Origin of the sequence: Aliiglaciecola sp. LCG003 (assembly GCF_030316135.1) — a bacterium.
Taxonomy (GTDB): Bacteria; Pseudomonadota; Gammaproteobacteria; order Enterobacterales; family Alteromonadaceae; genus Aliiglaciecola.
Map to the genome: position 1 here is coordinate 1,876,604 of NZ_CP128185.1, position 16,968 is coordinate 1,893,571.

A 16,968-nucleotide genomic window follows, 5' to 3' on the forward strand; every position below is an offset into this window, starting at 1 on the left:
ATATCCCTACGATGATTACAGGCACATAAAGTGAAAAAACAAAGACCAGTAAATCTACAACTCAATACAATTAGCTTTCCTCCATCAGCCATTGTTTCCATTTTACATAGAGTCACCGGCGTTGCTATGTTCTTCGCGATGATTTTTGTGATCTGGGCATGGGCTGTTTCAGTATCATCCAGTGAAGGATTCGCGCTGGTAACCGACGTCATGTCAGGCCCTCTTGGAAAATTTGTTGCTATAGGCACCATTTCCGCCCTTACCTATCACATCCTTGGCGGCATCAGGCATGTCATTATGGATATGGGACATTGGGAAGAGCTTGAATCAGGTGACATCAGTGCAAAAGCGACAATCGGATTGTGGTTGGTATTAACCGTGGTAGTAGGGGTAGCATTATGGTAACAAATCAAGCAAGTTTAAAACGTAATGGTGTGCAGGACTTTGTCACCTTGCGAGCAACAGCGTTGCTCATCACCTTATTCTCTTTTTACATGATGTACTTTTTCATCTCCACGCCTACGGTAACATTCGAAGTATGGCAAGATCTGTTTTCAGGTATGTTTATGAAGGTGTTTACCTTAGCGACTCTGATCGCGGTGATGTTTCATGTACGTATTGGTTTGTGGCAGATATTAACAGATTACGTTAAAGCGCCAGGATTACGGGCAACGTTGCAATATGTACTTAACATTATTGCCTTTGTATATGTTGCGGTAGGTTTATTTGTTTTGTGGGGTGTTAAGTGAGTATTCCAGTTCATGAGTTCGATGCAGTCGTTGTTGGCGCAGGTGGTGCAGGTATGCGCGCCGCACTACAAATTTCTCAATCAGGCAAATCTTGTGCATTGTTGTCTAAAGTTTTTCCCACTCGCTCTCACACTGTTTCTGCACAAGGCGGGATCACTGTTGCTTTAGGGAATGCCCATGAAGATAACTGGGAATGGCATATGTATGACACCGTTAAGGGCTCTGATTACATCGGCGACCAAGACGCTATTGAATATATGTGCAAAACCGGTCCAGAAGCCATTATTGAAATGGAGAACATGGGATTACCATTTTCACGTTTCGAAAACGGAAAAATTTACCAACGTCCTTTCGGTGGTCAATCGCAGAATTTCGGCGGAGAGCAGGGTGCTCGTACTGCAGCAGCAGCTGATAGAACAGGTCATGCGTTATTACATTTGCTTTATCAGCAAAATGTTAAAAACAAAACTAAAGTATTCAGTGAATGGTATGCACTAGATTTGGTCAAGAACCAAGACGGTGATGTAGTTGGTTGTACCGCTATTGATATTGAATCTGGTGAAGTGGTTTACTTTAAATCTAAAGCCGTGGTTTTAGCCACTGGTGGTGCTGGTCGCATCTACGCGTCAACTACCAATGCCCACATTAACACCGGTGACGGTGTAGGCATGGCATTACGTGCAGGTGTTCCTGTACAAGACATGGAAATGTGGCAGTTCCACCCAACTGGTATCGCTGGTGCAGGTACCTTGGTCACTGAAGGTTGCCGTGGCGAAGGTGGTTACTTGTTGAATAAAGACGGTGAGCGCTTCATGGAACGTTATGCGCCTAATGCTAAAGATTTGGCCGGTCGTGACGTAGTCGCACGCTCTATGATGACAGAAATTCGAGAAGGTCGCGGTTGTGAAGGCCCTTGGGGAGTGCACCTTAAACTCAAATTAGATCATCTGGGTAAAGACGTACTTGAATCTCGTCTACCAGGTATTCTTGAATTGTCTCGCACTTTTGCACACGTTGACCCTGTTAAAGAGCCGATCCCAGTTATTCCAACCTGTCACTATATGATGGGGGGGATTCCGACTAACGTAGACGGTCAAGCGCTCAGCATAGACAAAGATGGCAAAGAGAAGCCTATTCCTGGATTATTTGCCTGCGGTGAAATCGCTTGCGTCTCTGTGCATGGGGCAAACCGTCTAGGCGGCAACTCGCTACTTGACCTTGTAGTATTTGGCAGAGCGACTGGCTTACATTTGGGCAAAGCAATCGATCAAATTGAATCCCGTGAAGCCTCTCAAACTGAAGTAGATGAAGCACTAGTGCGCTTTAATCGTTGGGAAGGTTCCACTGCTGGTAAAGGTGAAGACCCAGTCCAAATCAAGAAAGACCTACAAAAATGCATGCAGCTAAACTTCTCAGTATTCAGAGAAGGTGAAGCTATGGCAGAAGGTTTGGCTGAACTGAAAGAAATCCGTGAGCGTTTACAAAATGCCCGTCTAGATGATAAGAGCAGTGATTTCAATACTCAGCGTATTGAATGTCTAGAACTGGATAACTTGATGGAAACGGCATTTAGTACAGCCGTCGCAGCCAACTTTAGAACTGAAAGCCGTGGTGCCCACAGTCGTTTTGACTTCCCTGATCGTGATGATGCGAATTGGTTATGTCACTCAGTTTATTTACCTGAGTCTGAATCCATGCTGAAACGTGAGGTGAATATGTCACCTAAATTACGCGAAGCTTTCCCACCTAAAGCCAGAACTTATTAATTGGAGTAACGAAGATGCAACTTAATTTTTCAGTATATCGTTACAACCCGGATGTTGATAACGCTCCTCGTATGCAAGAATACAAGCTAGAGGTTGAAGAAGGGCAAGACATGATGGTGCTTGATGCACTGATTGCCCTGAAAGAACAAGATCCGACATTGTCATTTCGACGCTCATGCCGTGAAGGTGTGTGTGGCTCAGACGGTGTAAACATGAATGGTAAGAACGGCCTTGCCTGTATCACTCCTCTATCTGCTTTGGGTAAAGGAAAAATTACAGTAAGGCCTTTACCAGGTTTACCTGTTGTGCGTGATTTGGTTGTCGACATGAGTCAATTTTATACTCAGTATGAAAAAATCAAGCCGTTTCTAATCAATGATGACAAGCAACCGCCTTCAAGAGAATTTTTACAGCTTCCTGAAGAAAGAGCTAAACTAGATGGTCTCTACGAGTGTATATTGTGTGCCTGTTGTTCTACATCTTGCCCATCATTTTGGTGGAACCCTGATAAGTTCATCGGTCCCGCAGGGCTATTGCATGCCTATCGTTTCTTAATCGACAGTCGTGATACAGCAACTGACGAGCGTTTGGCAGACTTAGATGATGCATTTAGTGTGTTCCGCTGCCACGGCATAATGAACTGTGTAAGTGTATGTCCTAAAGGTTTAAACCCGACAAAAGCGATTGGCCAGATTAAGTCAATGCTACTGCAACGGGCTGTTTAGTATAGTTTCGATAAACATTTGTGTTTATCCTAAACCATTGTCTAAATAGCCATCCTTTAAAGGATGGCTTTTTTGCTTAAAAAAAGTAACGATTCGGTATAAAGTAGAAAGTTAAAGGATGGCTGTGTGTCACAGTCATTCAGTTGTTAGCCTTACTTGAACAAGGGACAATAATGCAACAAAGCGTGATGAAAGCGTGGTGGGAATCTTCCCACATGGCTGGTGGCAATGCTGCATACGTAGAAGAACTCTACGAAGCCTATTTGGATGATCCAAGTAGTGTATCGCAGCAATGGCGTACCATTTTTGATGCTCTTCCAAAACTGGATGGTGTCGAATTAGACTCAAATCATTCCCAAATCCGTGAACAATTTAAAGCGCTAGCCGCGTTAGGCCCTGTTGGTCGAGCTGGCAGTGCTACACCTGTTCAATCCGGTGGAGATGAAAAACAAGTTAAAGTTCTGCAGTTGATTAATGCCTTTCGTTTTAGAGGGCATCAACACGCAAACCTCGATCCCCTAGAGTTGTGGAAGCAACCTAGAGTAAGAGACTTGGAACTTTCCCATCATTCCTTATCTGACAAAGATTTTGATACCTCTTTTAATGTAGGTTCTTACGCCATTGGCCAAGACACCATGACATTAAGAGATTTATTCACTTCGTTGAATCGCACTTATTGTGGTTCAATTGGATCTGAATATATGCATATCACCGACACGGAACAAAAGCGTTGGTTACAGCAGCGAATCGAATCTGTTCAGGCTAAACCACAAATCGAGCGCGATGAGAAGATTAATCTTCTCAAAGGCTTAATTGCTGTTGATGGCATGGAAAAGTATTTAGGGGCTAAATTCCCAGGTGCTAAGCGTTTCTCACTCGAAGGTGGCGATAGCTTAGTTCCCATGCTCAAATCCTTGATCAATCATGCAGGGACTAACGGTGCAAAAGAAGTCGTTATTGGTATGGCTCACCGTGGTCGTTTGAATGTGCTGGTCAACGTACTTGGTAAAAATCCATCCGTATTGTTTGATGAGTTTTCAGGTAAGCATGATGAAAGTCTAGGCGCGGGTGATGTGAAGTATCATGCCGGTTTCTCCTCTGACTTTGCCACCCCTGGCGGCAATGTGCATTTAGCCCTGGCATTCAACCCTTCACACTTAGAAATCGTTAATCCGGTGGTTATCGGCTCAGTGCGGGCCCGACTCGATCGTCGTAATTGTACTGATGGCTCAACGGTTTTGCCGATTACAATTCATGGTGATTCAGCGATTGCTGGACAAGGTGTCGTTCAAGAAACCTTCAACATGTCGCAAACCCGCGGTTTCCAAGTGGGTGGAACAGTACGGATAGTGATTAATAACCAAGTTGGTTTTACCACTTCTAAAACAGAAGACACCCGTTCTACTCAATATTGTACTGATATTGCAAAAATGGTTCAGGCACCCATTTTTCATGTGAATGCTGATGATCCTGAAGCAGTGTTGTTTGTAACTAAATTGGCGTTAGATTACCGTAATACTTTCAAGCGTGATGTGGTAATTGATTTGGTTTGTTATCGTCGTCATGGCCATAACGAAGCTGATGAGCCTAATGCTACTCAGCCATTGATGTATCAAAAAATTAAGAAGCATCCTGTTCCCCGTCAAATATATGCTGATCAGTTGACTGCTGAAGGTACTATTGAGAGCCATGAAGTTGAAAAACTGATAGGTGATTATCGTGCGGCACTGGATCACGGTGCTTGTGTAGTCGAAGAGTGGCGTCCGATGACCGAGCACTCGGTCGATTGGACCCCTTATCTTGGTCACGATTGGGATGTCGAGTATCCAGGTGAGATTAGCAAAGAAAAGCTGCTTGAATTAGGTAACGCTATTTTGAGTTATCCTGAAAACTTCAAACTGCAATCTCGTGTGGCCAAATTGTATGGCGACAGAGAAGCCATGCTCAAAGGTGACAAACTCCTAGATTGGGGTATGGCTGAGAACCTGGCCTATGCCAGTATTGTTGATTTAGGTACTGGCATTCGAATGACAGGTCAAGATTCCGGTAGAGGAACCTTTTTCCATCGTCATGCGGTTTTGCACAACCAAACTGATGGTGATGCCTATATGCCATTACAGCATATTCATCCAGAACAGGGCCGTATGGAAATGTACGACTCGGTGCTATCTGAAGCCGCAGTTATGGCATTCGAATTTGGTTATGCTACTGCAGAGCCGGGCACCTTGACCATTTGGGAAGCGCAGTTTGGTGATTTTGCTAATGGTGCTCAAGTTGTTATTGATCAGTTCTTAAGCTCAGGTGAAGCAAAATGGGGACGTCTATGCGGATTAACCTTATTGCTACCTCATGGTTATGAAGGGCAGGGCCCAGAGCACAGTTCAGCAAGATTAGAACGTTTCTTGCAAATGTGTGCGGATCACAACTGGCAGGTGTGTGTGCCATCTAACCCAGCACAAGTGTTCAATATGTTGCGCCGTCAAGCGATTCGACCTATGCGTCGTCCGTTAATTGTTATGTCGCCTAAATCCTTATTGCGTCATCCTTTAGCTGTGTCTAGTTTGGACGAGTTAACGGATGGAATTTTCCACAATGTGATTGATGAAATTGATGAGATCAAATCTGAAGACGTCAAGCGTGTGGTGATGTGCTCAGGTAAGGTCTACTATGATTTACTAGAGCAACGTCGCAAAAATGAACAAACAGATGTAGCTATAGTGCGTATCGAGCAGTTGTATCCATTCCCCCATGCGGAAATGGCACAAATTGTTAATGACAGATATAAAAATGTAAAAGACTGGATTTGGTGTCAAGAAGAGCCGCAAAACCAAGGCGCTTGGTATTGTAGCCAACATCATTTTTGGGCTTCAATCCCTGATGGGGCAAAATTGACCTATGCCGGTCGTGCAGCTTCTGCATCACCAGCCGTTGGCTATAACGCAGTTCACAATCAACAGCAAAAAGCGTTGGTTGACGATGCATTAACATTATAATTAGGAACCAGTATGACAATAGAAATAAAAGTACCGGTGCTACCTGAATCCGTAGCAGATGCATCGATAGCCACCTGGCATGTGAAAGTAGGCGATAAGGTCAGCCGTGATCAAAACCTAGTCGATATTGAAACTGACAAGGTTGTGCTTGAAGTTGTCTCTCCAGAAGAAGGTATCGTGACAGAAATACTCGATGCCGAGGGAGATACGGTTTTAGGAGAGCAAGTTATTGCTAAAATAGACAAGGCAGCTAATGCTGGGGCGTCAGCGCCTAAAGCGAGTTCGCCAGAAAAACAATCTACTTCTAGTTCAAAGGGTAAATCAGTGGAAATAAAAGTTCCTGTGCTGCCGGAGTCGGTAGCCGATGCAACAATTGCAACTTGGCATGTACAACCAGGTGAGAGTGTTTCTCGCGATCAGAGTCTTGTGGATATCGAAACCGACAAAGTTGTGCTAGAAGTTGTAGCACCAGCTGACGGTTCATTAAGCGAAATTCTGGCGCAAGAAGGTGATACGGTTACTGCAGAGCAGCTTATTGCGAATTTTGTTGAAGGCGCAGTGTCTTCTTCTACTGCAGCACCGAGCGCAGACGCCGCAGCAAGTGATGGTGATGACAATGATGCACTTAGCCCATCAGTGAGACGCTTGTTAGCTGAAAAAGGTATCGATGCCGCAAATATTAAGGGCACCGGCAAAGGCGGTCGTATCAGCAAAGAAGATGTTGAAAAACATCTTAAAGCTGCCTCTAGCAAGCCTGCAAGTGCTACTGCAACTACAGTAGCTGCGCCAGTGGTACCTTTGGGCGAACGCACTGAAAAACGCGTGCCGATGACACGTCTACGTAAAACCATTGCTACCCGACTCCTTGAAGCAAAAAATTCTACTGCAATGTTGACTACCTTCAATGAAATCAACATGAAACCTATTATGGATTTGCGTAAGCAATACCAAGAAAGTTTTGAGAAGCGTCACGGTATTCGTCTAGGCTTTATGTCGTTTTATGTTAAAGCGGTTACTGAAGCATTGAAACGTTTCCCTGAAGTTAACGCTTCAATTGACGGTGATGACATTGTTTACCATAATTATTTCGATATTTCGATTGCCGTGTCTACCCCACGGGGGTTAGTCACCCCGGTATTGCGTGATTGTGATTCACTAAGCATGGCCGGTGTTGAAGGCGGTATTAAGGCTTTGGCCTTGAAAGGTCGAGATGGAAAGCTGGCAATGGAAGATTTACAAGGCGGTAACTTTACTATCACCAATGGTGGAGTGTTTGGTTCCTTGATGTCGACTCCTATCATCAATCCTCCACAAAGCGCGATATTGGGTATGCATAAAATCCAAGATCGCCCAATGGCGGTGAATGGCAAAGTGGAAATTTTGCCAATGATGTATTTGGCATTATCTTATGATCACAGAATCATCGATGGTAAAGAGTCAGTAGGCTTTCTAGTTACTATTAAAGAAATGTTAGAAGATCCAACTCGTTTACTGTTAGATGTGTAACGAATTGATCTAAAAAATAGGTAGATGGTAGCACGCAGTTATCATCTACCAGTTCGCTCGTATTTAGCCTATAATACGGGCACCTTAATCAAGCTGCGTTTCACGCGGCTTTTATGTTAAATAAAACGGATAGAAACACCATGAATTTGCATGAATATCAAGGTAAGCAATTATTCAAAGAATATGGCTTACCGGTTTCTGAGGGCTATGCTGCAGATACTCCTCACGCAGCAGTTGAAGCTGCCGATCGCATCGGTGGTAGCGAGTGGGTTGTTAAATGTCAGGTCCACGCTGGCGGCCGCGGTAAAGCGGGTGGCGTTAAGCTGGTTAAAACCAAAGACGAAATTAAACAATTCGCTCAAAACTGGTTAGGCAAAAATTTGGTTACCTATCAAACAGACGAAAATGGTCAGCCTGTTAGCCGAATCTTAGTTGAAACCTGTACCGACATCGATCAAGAGCTATATCTTGGTGCGGTCGTTGACCGTGGTTCGCGTCGTATTGTTTTTATGGCATCGACTGAAGGTGGCGTAGAAATCGAGAAAGTGGCTGAAGAGACACCTGAAAAGATTCTTAAAGCTGAAGTGGATCCTCTAGTAGGTGCACAGCCTTATCAAGCACGGGAAATCGCTTTCAAACTTGGTTTGAAAGGGGTTCAAATTAGACAATTCACCACCATTTTTATGGGCTTGGCGAAAATGTTTGAAGAGCTTGATGTTGCCCTTATCGAAGTGAATCCTTTGGTAATTAAAACTGACGGAAATCTTCATTGCCTAGATGCTAAGGTTTCTATTGATAGCAATGCTATGTATCGTCAGCCTAAGCTGCTAGATATGCATGATCCTTCGCAAGAAGACGCTCGCGAAGCACAAGCTGCTAAGTGGGAACTTAACTACGTAGCACTAGATGGCAATATCGGCTGTATGGTTAATGGTGCAGGTTTGGCTATGGGTACTATGGATATCGTCAAATTACACGGTGGCAACCCAGCTAACTTCCTAGATGTTGGGGGCGGTGCAACTAAAGAACGTGTAACAGAAGCATTCAAAATTATCCTTTCTGACAGCAATGTTCAGGCAGTATTCGTTAACATCTTTGGTGGCATAGTACGTTGTGACATGATTGCTGAAGGTATTATAGGCGCAGTCGAAGAGGTAGGTGTTAATGTACCTGTTGTAGTTCGTCTAGAAGGTAACAATGCTGAGCTAGGTATCAAAACCCTAGAAGAGTGTGATTTGAATATTATTGCTGCCACAAGTTTAACTGACGGTGCTCAGAAAGTGGTTGCAGCCGCTGGAGGTGCAGCATGAGTGTATTAATCAATAAAGATACCAAAGTAATCTGCCAAGGTTTTACCGGTGGGCAAGGTACTTTCCATTCTGAGCAAGCGATTGAATACGGTACGCAAATGGTGGGTGGTGTTACGCCTGGTAAAGGCGGGACTACCCATTTAGGTTTACCCGTATTTGATACCGTACGTGAAGCTGTTGCAACCACAGGCGCGACTGCATCTGTTATTTATGTACCTGCTCCATTTTGTAAAGATTCAATCATCGAAGCGGCTGATGCTGGTATCGAATTGATTGTATGTATTACTGAAGGTATTCCGACTATTGATATGCTTTATGTTAAAGAGTATATCGATCAGAAAGGTGTGCGCATGATTGGGCCAAACTGCCCAGGTGTTATCACTCCTGGAGAATGTAAGATTGGTATTATGCCTGGTCACATTCATAAAGCCGGTAAAGTCGGTATCGTATCTCGTTCTGGTACCCTTACTTATGAAGCCGTTAAACAAACCACAGATGAAGGCTTTGGCCAATCTACCTGTGTTGGTATTGGTGGCGATCCAATCCCTGGCTCTAACTTCATCGATATCTTGAAATTATTCCAAGACGATCCAAAAACTGAAGCAATCGTTATGATTGGTGAAATTGGTGGAACAGCTGAAGAAGAAGCGGCTGAATTTATCAAAGACAACGTTACTAAACCTGTTGTATCTTATATTGCGGGCGTAACCGCTCCGGAAGGTAAGCGCATGGGTCACGCTGGTGCGATTATCGCAGGTGGTAAAGGTACTGCTGATGATAAATTTAAAGCGCTTGAAGCTGCCGGTGTGAAAACCGTTCGCTCATTAGCTGATATCGGCAAAGGACTACGTGAAATTACTGGTTGGTAATTTAGTCGTGATCTAAAAATGCGATATAAAAACCCCATCAAATTTAAAACTTGATGGGGTTTTTTAATGCAAATTTTCCAGCTGATAATTATTATCCGCTCTTCTTGGGTTAGCTAGCAGCAGCCTATCTATTGGTCGAAAAGATCTATTTAGTGCAGATTGCTTTGCTTAAAACGGGATGCTAATGCCTTACCATCACAGCTGACTGATATTTGGTAGTTGAGCGTCAATCCGGGTTATAAGCACCTTAACAAATTCTTTATAACCTATCTTAGGGCTGGCGATTATTTTTTACCTTTGATTTACTTAACTGACAAATTGTGTGTTTCTATTAATTTGGAGGGGCGTTGCCATATTAGTAAAAAGTCATTTAATACAATTACTTATGCAGTAGTAAAAGCGTGCTGTTAATGACTTTTAATTTTCATCTTTGTAAATGAAATGTATCTTTAAAGTGCTGAATACGTATGCATAAAGTTGAGTGTGTAGCTGTTATAACGATATTATCCGCTGGATTTTAAAACAGTGTTAATTACTCGTCTAAAAAAATGAAAATGGATTAACACTTTTTCACCAGTAAACCGGGACACACACATATGAAAAACTTTAAGCCCAATTTAATTAAAACTGCACTGATTGCCAGCGGTTTCGCATTCGGTGCAACAGCACCTGTCGCTTTGGCTCAAGATGCTCAAGCCGACGATGTCGAAGTCATTTCAGTACAAGGGATCAGAGGCTCTTTGATTAGAGCTCAAGCGGTGAAAATGGATAACTCATCTATTGTTGAGGCAATTTCTGCTGAAGATATCGGTAAATTACCTGACTCATCTATTGCCGAGTCTTTAGCACGTTTACCTGGTATGGCAGGAGAGCGCGTTGGCGGACGTACTTCAGGTATTTCAGTTCGTGGCTTTAAAGAAGATTTCACCGGTACTTCACTGAATGGCCGTGAGCTTATTGGTATTGGTGATAACCGTGGGGTTGAATACGATTTGTATCCGTCTGAGATTATGACGGGTGCAACCATTTATAAAACCATGGATGCTAGCCTTTTAGTGCAAGGTATTGGTGGTACGGTTGATTTACAAACAGTGCGTCCTTTGCAGGCGAGTGAAACCCTCACTTTAAATGGTAACTACGAACTAAGCGGCCGTGATTCAGATAACCCAGAATTTGATAACACCGGTAAGCGTTTCTCATTATCATTCGTTGAAAAATTTGCTGACGACACTATAGGTTTAGCTGTTGCCTTAGCTACCACAGAATCCCCTAATAATCAGCGTAAATACGGCGTGTGGGGCTACAATGATAACGGTGAAGGGGCAATATTGCCCAGCGGTTTGGACTCACAATCTATCAGTACCGTGCTGGAGCGCGACACGATTTCTGTAGTGTTGCAGTTTCAACCGAATGATAACTTAGACATAGTGGTCGATGCCCTTAACATCGATTATTCCGATTCTGGTGTGTTACGTGGTTTTATCGAACCGTTTTCGTCTGACAATGTAACTGGTACTGGAACCAATTCGACGGGTACACAAATTGAGTCTAACCCAGTTTTAAGGACGGATCCGCTACAAAAAGACGGTGATTTAAAAGTTTACGGTTTAAATGTTGAGTATCAACTAGATGAAAACTGGAAAGTTGAACTGGATGCAGCCCGCAGCAAGTCAACTAAGCATGATTTACGTGGTGAGTCATATGCTGGTTTAGCCCGCTCAGGTACTTTGACCAATGATCAACTAGGCTCGCGTGAATTTGTGATGAGCTCAGATGGGGTTTTCTTCACTGACTCCAGCGGTCTAGACGCTTTTTCTGATCCTAATGCTTTACAGCTTACGGGTCCTCAAGTCTGGGGTGGCGGTATGGCCAACTTGGCTGAGCAATTTGAAACTGATGTTTTACAGGCTAATGGTCAACCGTACAGCTATTTTAACGCCCAAGATGGCTTCTTAAATTATGCTGATTTCAGCGAAGAGTTGACCACAGTACGCTTTGAAGTAGAAGGCTTTATCGATGGTGAAATCTTCAGTACGGTGACCGCTGGTGTCAATTACAGCGACCGCTATAAAGATAAGGTAAACAAAGGCTTTTTCGCCACATCAAGTGCTTACCCCGCATCAACAGGTATTCCGGCTGAGTATGTGTATGGTTTGGCAGATTTGACTTGGGCGGGTTTAGGTCATGTTGTCGCCTATGATGGCTTTGCTCCTTATAATGACGGTACTTATTCTCTTAACGATGCGGGCTTGCTTGAGCCGGACCGCCTAGGTGATACCTATGTTGTTGAAGAAGAAGTCTTAACACTATACGCAAAAGCGGATTTTGCTACAGAAGTAGGTGGCTTCCCTGTATCGGGTAATATAGGTTTCCAATATGTACAAACTGACCAATCTTCTAGTGGTTATATTGGTGTTGTAGGCGCTAATTTCAAAGTCTGTGATGCCAACGATGATGGCCAGGTTGATGCAGGATGTTTGACTGAAATGAGCACCGATTATAGTCACTTCTTGCCAAGTGTGAACGTCAGTGTTGAGGTCAATGACAATCAATTTGTGCGCCTAGCAGCGAATAAATCAATCAGCCGTGCTCGAATTGACCAGATGAAAGCGTCAGGTTTTGTGAAGTTTGAGCAAAATATTGACCTAATCACTATTCCTAATTCTGAAGCGGCAGTTAACACCTATGGTTCGCCGTGGTCTAAATTTGCAGGGAATCCAATGCTGCGTCCGCTGGAAGCCAACAACTTTGATATTTCCTTTGAAAATTATTTTGAAGATGAAGGTTATGTATCTGTTGCGCTGTTTTATAAAGACTTGGTGAATTTGACGCGGGAATCATCTGTAGGCAATGCTCTGATTAACTTCCGTAATGATGTCACTAATGACGGTGCGGATTATTTTATACCGGGTTTCCACGACCGCGTGATTGACCAAGATGGCACCTATGGTCCGGCAGATGTAGCTTATGCTGAGGGCGATATCGCTACGCCACCAGATTTTGGTAATTACTCGTTCTTTGAAGACGGATTAAAAGGTGATGTGCAAGGTCTTGAATTAACCGCTAATATCCCATTTAATATGTTCTCAGATACGTTAGATGGGTTTGGTATCGCTGCATCAGCTACTTTCATTGATGCTAAATTGGATGACGGCTCAAAAATCGCAGGTCAGTCTGACGAAACCTTATCTATTACCGCATACTATGCGATGGAAGGGTTTGAGATACGGGTTGCAGCAACTGACCGTTCTGAGTTCTTGACCTATGAGCGCAGTGGTTCGAACAAGATTGGCGAAGCTACTCGTGACGGGGTTACTCTTGTTGATGCACAAATCAGTTACGATTTTGCAGACAGCGACAATGAATACCTGCAAGGGTTACGAGTTTCATTGCAAGGCACTAATCTAACTGACGAAGATGAAGAAACCGTTGATGACAATGGTATTGTCACCACTCGTCGTCAATTTGGTCCTTCTTATATGTTGAACTTTAACTACTCTTTTTATTAAGCTGTAGTTAAGCAAAAAGGCCCCTCAGCAAAGCGCTGTTGGGGCCTTTTTTATGCTTAAATGCAGGCTCGTTAGATGGAATAAAATAAGACTAAATAACCCCATATTCCCGCCCAGGCAAACCGCTATTACTCATGTAGACAATCTACTCTTGTAATGAGCTGATTGTTAACCTTGCGTAAGCTGCTACTAATAAGTTGTTATTTTACCTTTAACTTTCTTTGTTATTGGCCCACGCTATAGATTGCTCAAGCTTTGTACAAGATTATTACAAAGATGAATTCCTACTCTATTCGATATTCTAAGGACATGTGTACACCATGATTCAATATATATATGCCAGTGATTTTGCCGATGAACTTAAATCAGAGGATTTTGAAGCTATACTCAAATCAGCGGTAACGAAAAATAGGGGGCTTGGGATTACTGGAATGATGGTGGTAATTAATCAACACATATTTCAAGTCATTGAAGGTCCCGAGCATAATGTGCTGTCTTTGATGGAATCTATCAAAGCGGATAGGCGGCATCAAAATATACGGGTAATTGGGGTAAATTCCATTGTCACGCGGGACTATTCTGATTGGTCCATGGGTTTTACTAGCAGTTGGCAAGGGAAGCAGTTAGATGATATTAAATCCGTGCTTCTGCAATTTGCCCAGAACAACACTTTCAGCCAGCAACACGCTGATAGCTTAAGAATGCTAATGCGCTCTTTACGACCGGTACTACTTTAGAAGCTAAGGAATTCATAGTGTTGCTATACCCGATGGGAATGATTGATTAACCCTCAATTTTTTAGCGGGTTTTCTGCGCTGCCAACATATAGTTAACCTTAGTTGAATTCACCAGTTTCATATTACGTTTATAAGGATTAACTGAAACACCTGTTGTTGCAAAAACCTTGAAATTATTATTGTTTAGAATAGTGGCTAACTCTTCCGGTTTCACCAGTTTTTTGTAGTGGTGGGTGCCTTTGGGTAAAAGCCTAGTAATATACTCAGCACCGATTATTGCTACCATAAAGGCTAACCAGTTTCTGTTAATTGAGGCGATAAAATGAATCCCGCCGGTTTTGACCACGCTGTTGCAGGCGGCCATAAATGTATCGACGCATGCAACATGTTCAACTACTTCCATGTTAAAAACCACATCAAATGTCATCCCCGAGGCGGCAATTTGCTCAATAGTTGTCAGTTGATAATCAATATTTAAGCCACTTTCTTGAGCGTGGATCTTAGCGATTTGAATATTCTTCTCCACCACATCCACAGCTGTGACTTGTGCGCCTGACCTAGCCAATGCTTCACTTAAAATACCTCCTCCGCAACCCACATCAAGTACCTTCAATCCTTTAAGGGGCTGCTCAGAGGGATAGATATTAGATAATTGCAAAATAATCCACTGCATGCGAAGTTCATTGAGTATGTGTAATGGCCAAAAAGGCCCTTGTTTATCCCACCAGGTTGATGAGAGCTTCTCGTAGTAAGCCACCTCTACAGGGTCAATGGTGATGGATTTAAGTGAAGCCATACTGGTTTCCAAAAATGCTAAAATATTCATTTATATACTGACATCTTACGGATGAGGTTCATATTGATAGTTTTGCTTTAAATAATACAGCGAATAGCTTTTTAGCGGAAATGCTGGTGAGAGGTATACTTCGCGAATGGGCGGGGAATTGTAACTGTCTTTTAACGTTTTGAAAAAACACTCAGCATATTTTAGCCTAGTTAATGTGATATATTTTGCTAGTAATTCTGCTTTGCTCATCCTAGTGAATAAAGCTGTTTCGGCTATTGTATTCTTAGTGGCGAAGACTAAAATACGCAGCCAAATTCCCGCAAGTACGATGTATTATGATATTTCATTATTTTCTGATTAGTTTAGCTGGGTTAGCGTTGCTCGGTGTGGTGCTCGAAGAGCTAACTCACGTTAATAAAGCTAAAGTAACCTTGTTCTTTGGTACCCTCGCATGGATTAGTTTGTTTGTCTTCGCCCAAACGGGTGCTGATCGCGAGCTTATCAATCATAGCCTACGAGAAAATTTGGCCGATATCTCTTCCTTATGGTTGTTTCTAGTTGCGGCCATGACGTTCGTCGCATATCTAAATAAAAAAGGATTCATCGAAAGTCTATTGCATAAGGTCATGCCTGAGGCCATCAGCGAGCGTAAATTACTATTTTTCACTGCGATATTTAGTTTTCTGTTCTCGTCTCTGGCAGATAATATTACGGCTACCTTGGTCGCTATAACCTTAGTCTTGTCACTCAGTTTGCCGCCCAACAAAACTATGCGATTTGCAGTATTAGTGGTGTTTGCGGTGAACTCTGGTGGTGTGTCTCTGATTACCGGTGATGTCACCACCTTAATGATATTTTTAGCTGATAAAGTGAGTATTTTAAATCTTTTTTGGCTGTCTGTTCCCTCGTTTGTTGCGGTATTAGTGCTTGCGGGACTGCTTAGTATTGGCATGAATGGCAGGGTTAGAATAAAGCAAAATCGGCGCGAAATTCGTACGTTAGATTATTGGATAGCTGGGATCTTTCTCATCACTATTATTTTCACTATATGTGCAAACGTGTTGTTTACCATCCCCCCGGTGTTAAGTTTCTTAGCGGGTTTATCGATAATGTTTTTAGTTGCGCATTGGTTCAATGATAACAATGAGCAGGACCCTATACTCGAATATATTCGTTACATAGAATTTGATACCTTATTATTTTTTCTAGGTATTTTATTGTTAGTCGGCATGTTGGAGCAAATACATGCACTCGATTTTCTAGTCCAATTATATGAGCATCTTCCGCCTGTCTATGCCAATTATCTTATGGGTATAACATCGGCGGTGGTAGACAATGTGCCGTTAACCGCTGCACTACTCAAAACGGACATCCACATGGAATTGACCTCTTGGCTGAGCTTGACCTATGCGGTTGGCGTAGGTGGCTCTTTGCTGGTTATCGGCTCGGCTGCTGGTATTGTCACCATGAGTAAAGTGCAGGGTTTAAGCTTCGTCCGCTACGCAAAATACAGTCTTCTGCTGTTACTGGCTTATACCCTAGGGTATTTCTTGGTGCTAGGGCTAGGTTATGTAATCTGAGTTGAGGTTACATGCCTAAGAGATAGGCCATTTTGTAGCTAGTGCTATCTATTGTTGCTGCATAGCGCCATACTGATAATGCTACGCATTGATTTGGCCGTTTGAATCAAGGTCGATGCATAGTTCTATGGCCCTTAGTTAGCTCCAACTGACTTGAGGATTAACTAATTGCATCAAGAGGAAAGTATTATGAGTAAAGGCCAAGACAGTAAAAAAAATGACAAAAAGAAACCACTATTAACTGCAAAAGAAAAGAAAGCAGCTAAAGCCTCGAAAAAGGCCACAAAAAACGTCTTAGGTAATAGTGTTTAACTGATTCAACTAACAATGGCCATCAGGTTTTCTTGATGGCCTTCATTTTTTTGCTTCGTGCAAAGCAAGTTAATTGGGCGGATTTGGCGTAAATAATTGTCGTGTCTGATAAGCTAAAAACCCTC

13 protein-coding genes are annotated in these 16,968 nt (G+C 42.9%); 12 read left to right on the top strand and 1 reads right to left on the bottom strand.

The annotated features are described in order from the left end of the window. Nucleotides 1-30 precede the first annotated feature (30 nt). The 10 genes from sdhC (at nt 31) to QR722_RS08080 (ending at nt 14,164) form a co-directional block, all read left to right on the top strand. The gene (gene sdhC, locus QR722_RS08035) at nt 31-405 is read left to right on the top strand and encodes a succinate dehydrogenase, cytochrome b556 subunit (RefSeq protein ID WP_286286936.1); all 375 of its coding nucleotides are present in this window, start codon (nt 31-33) and stop codon (nt 403-405) included. Further along, nucleotides 399-749: a succinate dehydrogenase, hydrophobic membrane anchor protein gene (sdhD, locus tag QR722_RS08040; protein ID WP_286286939.1), complete on the top strand. Its 351-nt coding sequence runs from the start codon at nt 399-401 to the stop codon at nt 747-749. Before sdhC ends, sdhD begins: the two co-directional genes overlap by 7 nt. Then, nucleotides 746-2,515 (top strand): succinate dehydrogenase flavoprotein subunit, encoded by a 1,770-nt coding sequence (sdhA, locus tag QR722_RS08045; RefSeq protein ID WP_286286940.1) that lies wholly within the window; start codon nt 746-748, stop codon nt 2,513-2,515. Before sdhD ends, sdhA begins: the two co-directional genes overlap by 4 nt. 14 nt (nt 2,516-2,529) lie before the next feature. Further along, nucleotides 2,530-3,240: a succinate dehydrogenase iron-sulfur subunit gene (locus QR722_RS08050; RefSeq protein ID WP_286286941.1), complete on the top strand. Its 711-nt coding sequence runs from the start codon at nt 2,530-2,532 to the stop codon at nt 3,238-3,240. Between the two features lie 173 nt (nt 3,241-3,413). After that, nucleotides 3,414-6,233: a 2-oxoglutarate dehydrogenase E1 component gene (sucA, locus tag QR722_RS08055; protein WP_286286943.1), complete on the top strand. Its 2,820-nt coding sequence runs from the start codon at nt 3,414-3,416 to the stop codon at nt 6,231-6,233. Between the two features lie 12 nt (nt 6,234-6,245). After that, on the top strand, nt 6,246-7,739 hold the full coding sequence (odhB, locus tag QR722_RS08060; RefSeq protein WP_286286945.1) for a 2-oxoglutarate dehydrogenase complex dihydrolipoyllysine-residue succinyltransferase: 1,494 nt from the start codon (nt 6,246-6,248) through the stop codon (nt 7,737-7,739). 140 nt (nt 7,740-7,879) lie between these two features. After that, entirely contained in the window at nt 7,880-9,049 is a 1,170-nt protein-coding gene (gene sucC / locus QR722_RS08065) for an ADP-forming succinate--CoA ligase subunit beta (RefSeq protein WP_286287619.1), read from the top strand. Next, nucleotides 9,046-9,918, top strand: coding sequence for a succinate--CoA ligase subunit alpha (sucD, locus tag QR722_RS08070; RefSeq protein WP_286286947.1), 873 nt, complete (start codon nt 9,046-9,048; stop codon nt 9,916-9,918). Before sucC ends, sucD begins: the two co-directional genes overlap by 4 nt. Before the next feature lie 596 nt (nt 9,919-10,514). After that, nucleotides 10,515-13,427, top strand: a complete 2,913-nt coding sequence (locus tag QR722_RS08075) for a TonB-dependent receptor (protein ID WP_286286949.1) — start codon at nt 10,515-10,517, stop codon at nt 13,425-13,427. A 320-nt stretch (nt 13,428-13,747) separates the two neighbouring features. After that, complete coding sequence (locus tag QR722_RS08080; RefSeq protein ID WP_286286951.1) at nt 13,748-14,164, top strand: BLUF domain-containing protein; 417 nt, start codon at nt 13,748-13,750, stop codon at nt 14,162-14,164. A 61-nt stretch (nt 14,165-14,225) separates the two neighbouring features. Here the strand turns inward: QR722_RS08080 and ubiG are convergent, their stop codons facing one another. Further along, nucleotides 14,226-14,960: a bifunctional 2-polyprenyl-6-hydroxyphenol methylase/3-demethylubiquinol 3-O-methyltransferase UbiG gene (ubiG, locus tag QR722_RS08085; protein ID WP_286286953.1), complete on the bottom strand. Its 735-nt coding sequence runs from the start codon at nt 14,958-14,960 to the stop codon at nt 14,226-14,228. Between the two features lie 326 nt (nt 14,961-15,286). On the opposite strand from ubiG, the gene nhaD reads away from it, so the two are divergent. Both nhaD and QR722_RS08095 read left to right on the top strand, forming a co-directional pair. Beyond that, nucleotides 15,287-16,531: a sodium:proton antiporter NhaD gene (nhaD, locus tag QR722_RS08090; RefSeq protein ID WP_286286957.1), complete on the top strand. Its 1,245-nt coding sequence runs from the start codon at nt 15,287-15,289 to the stop codon at nt 16,529-16,531. 189 nt (nt 16,532-16,720) lie between these two features. Next, complete coding sequence (locus QR722_RS08095; RefSeq protein ID WP_286286959.1) at nt 16,721-16,843, top strand: hypothetical protein; 123 nt, start codon at nt 16,721-16,723, stop codon at nt 16,841-16,843. Nucleotides 16,844-16,968: the final 125 nt, after the last annotated feature.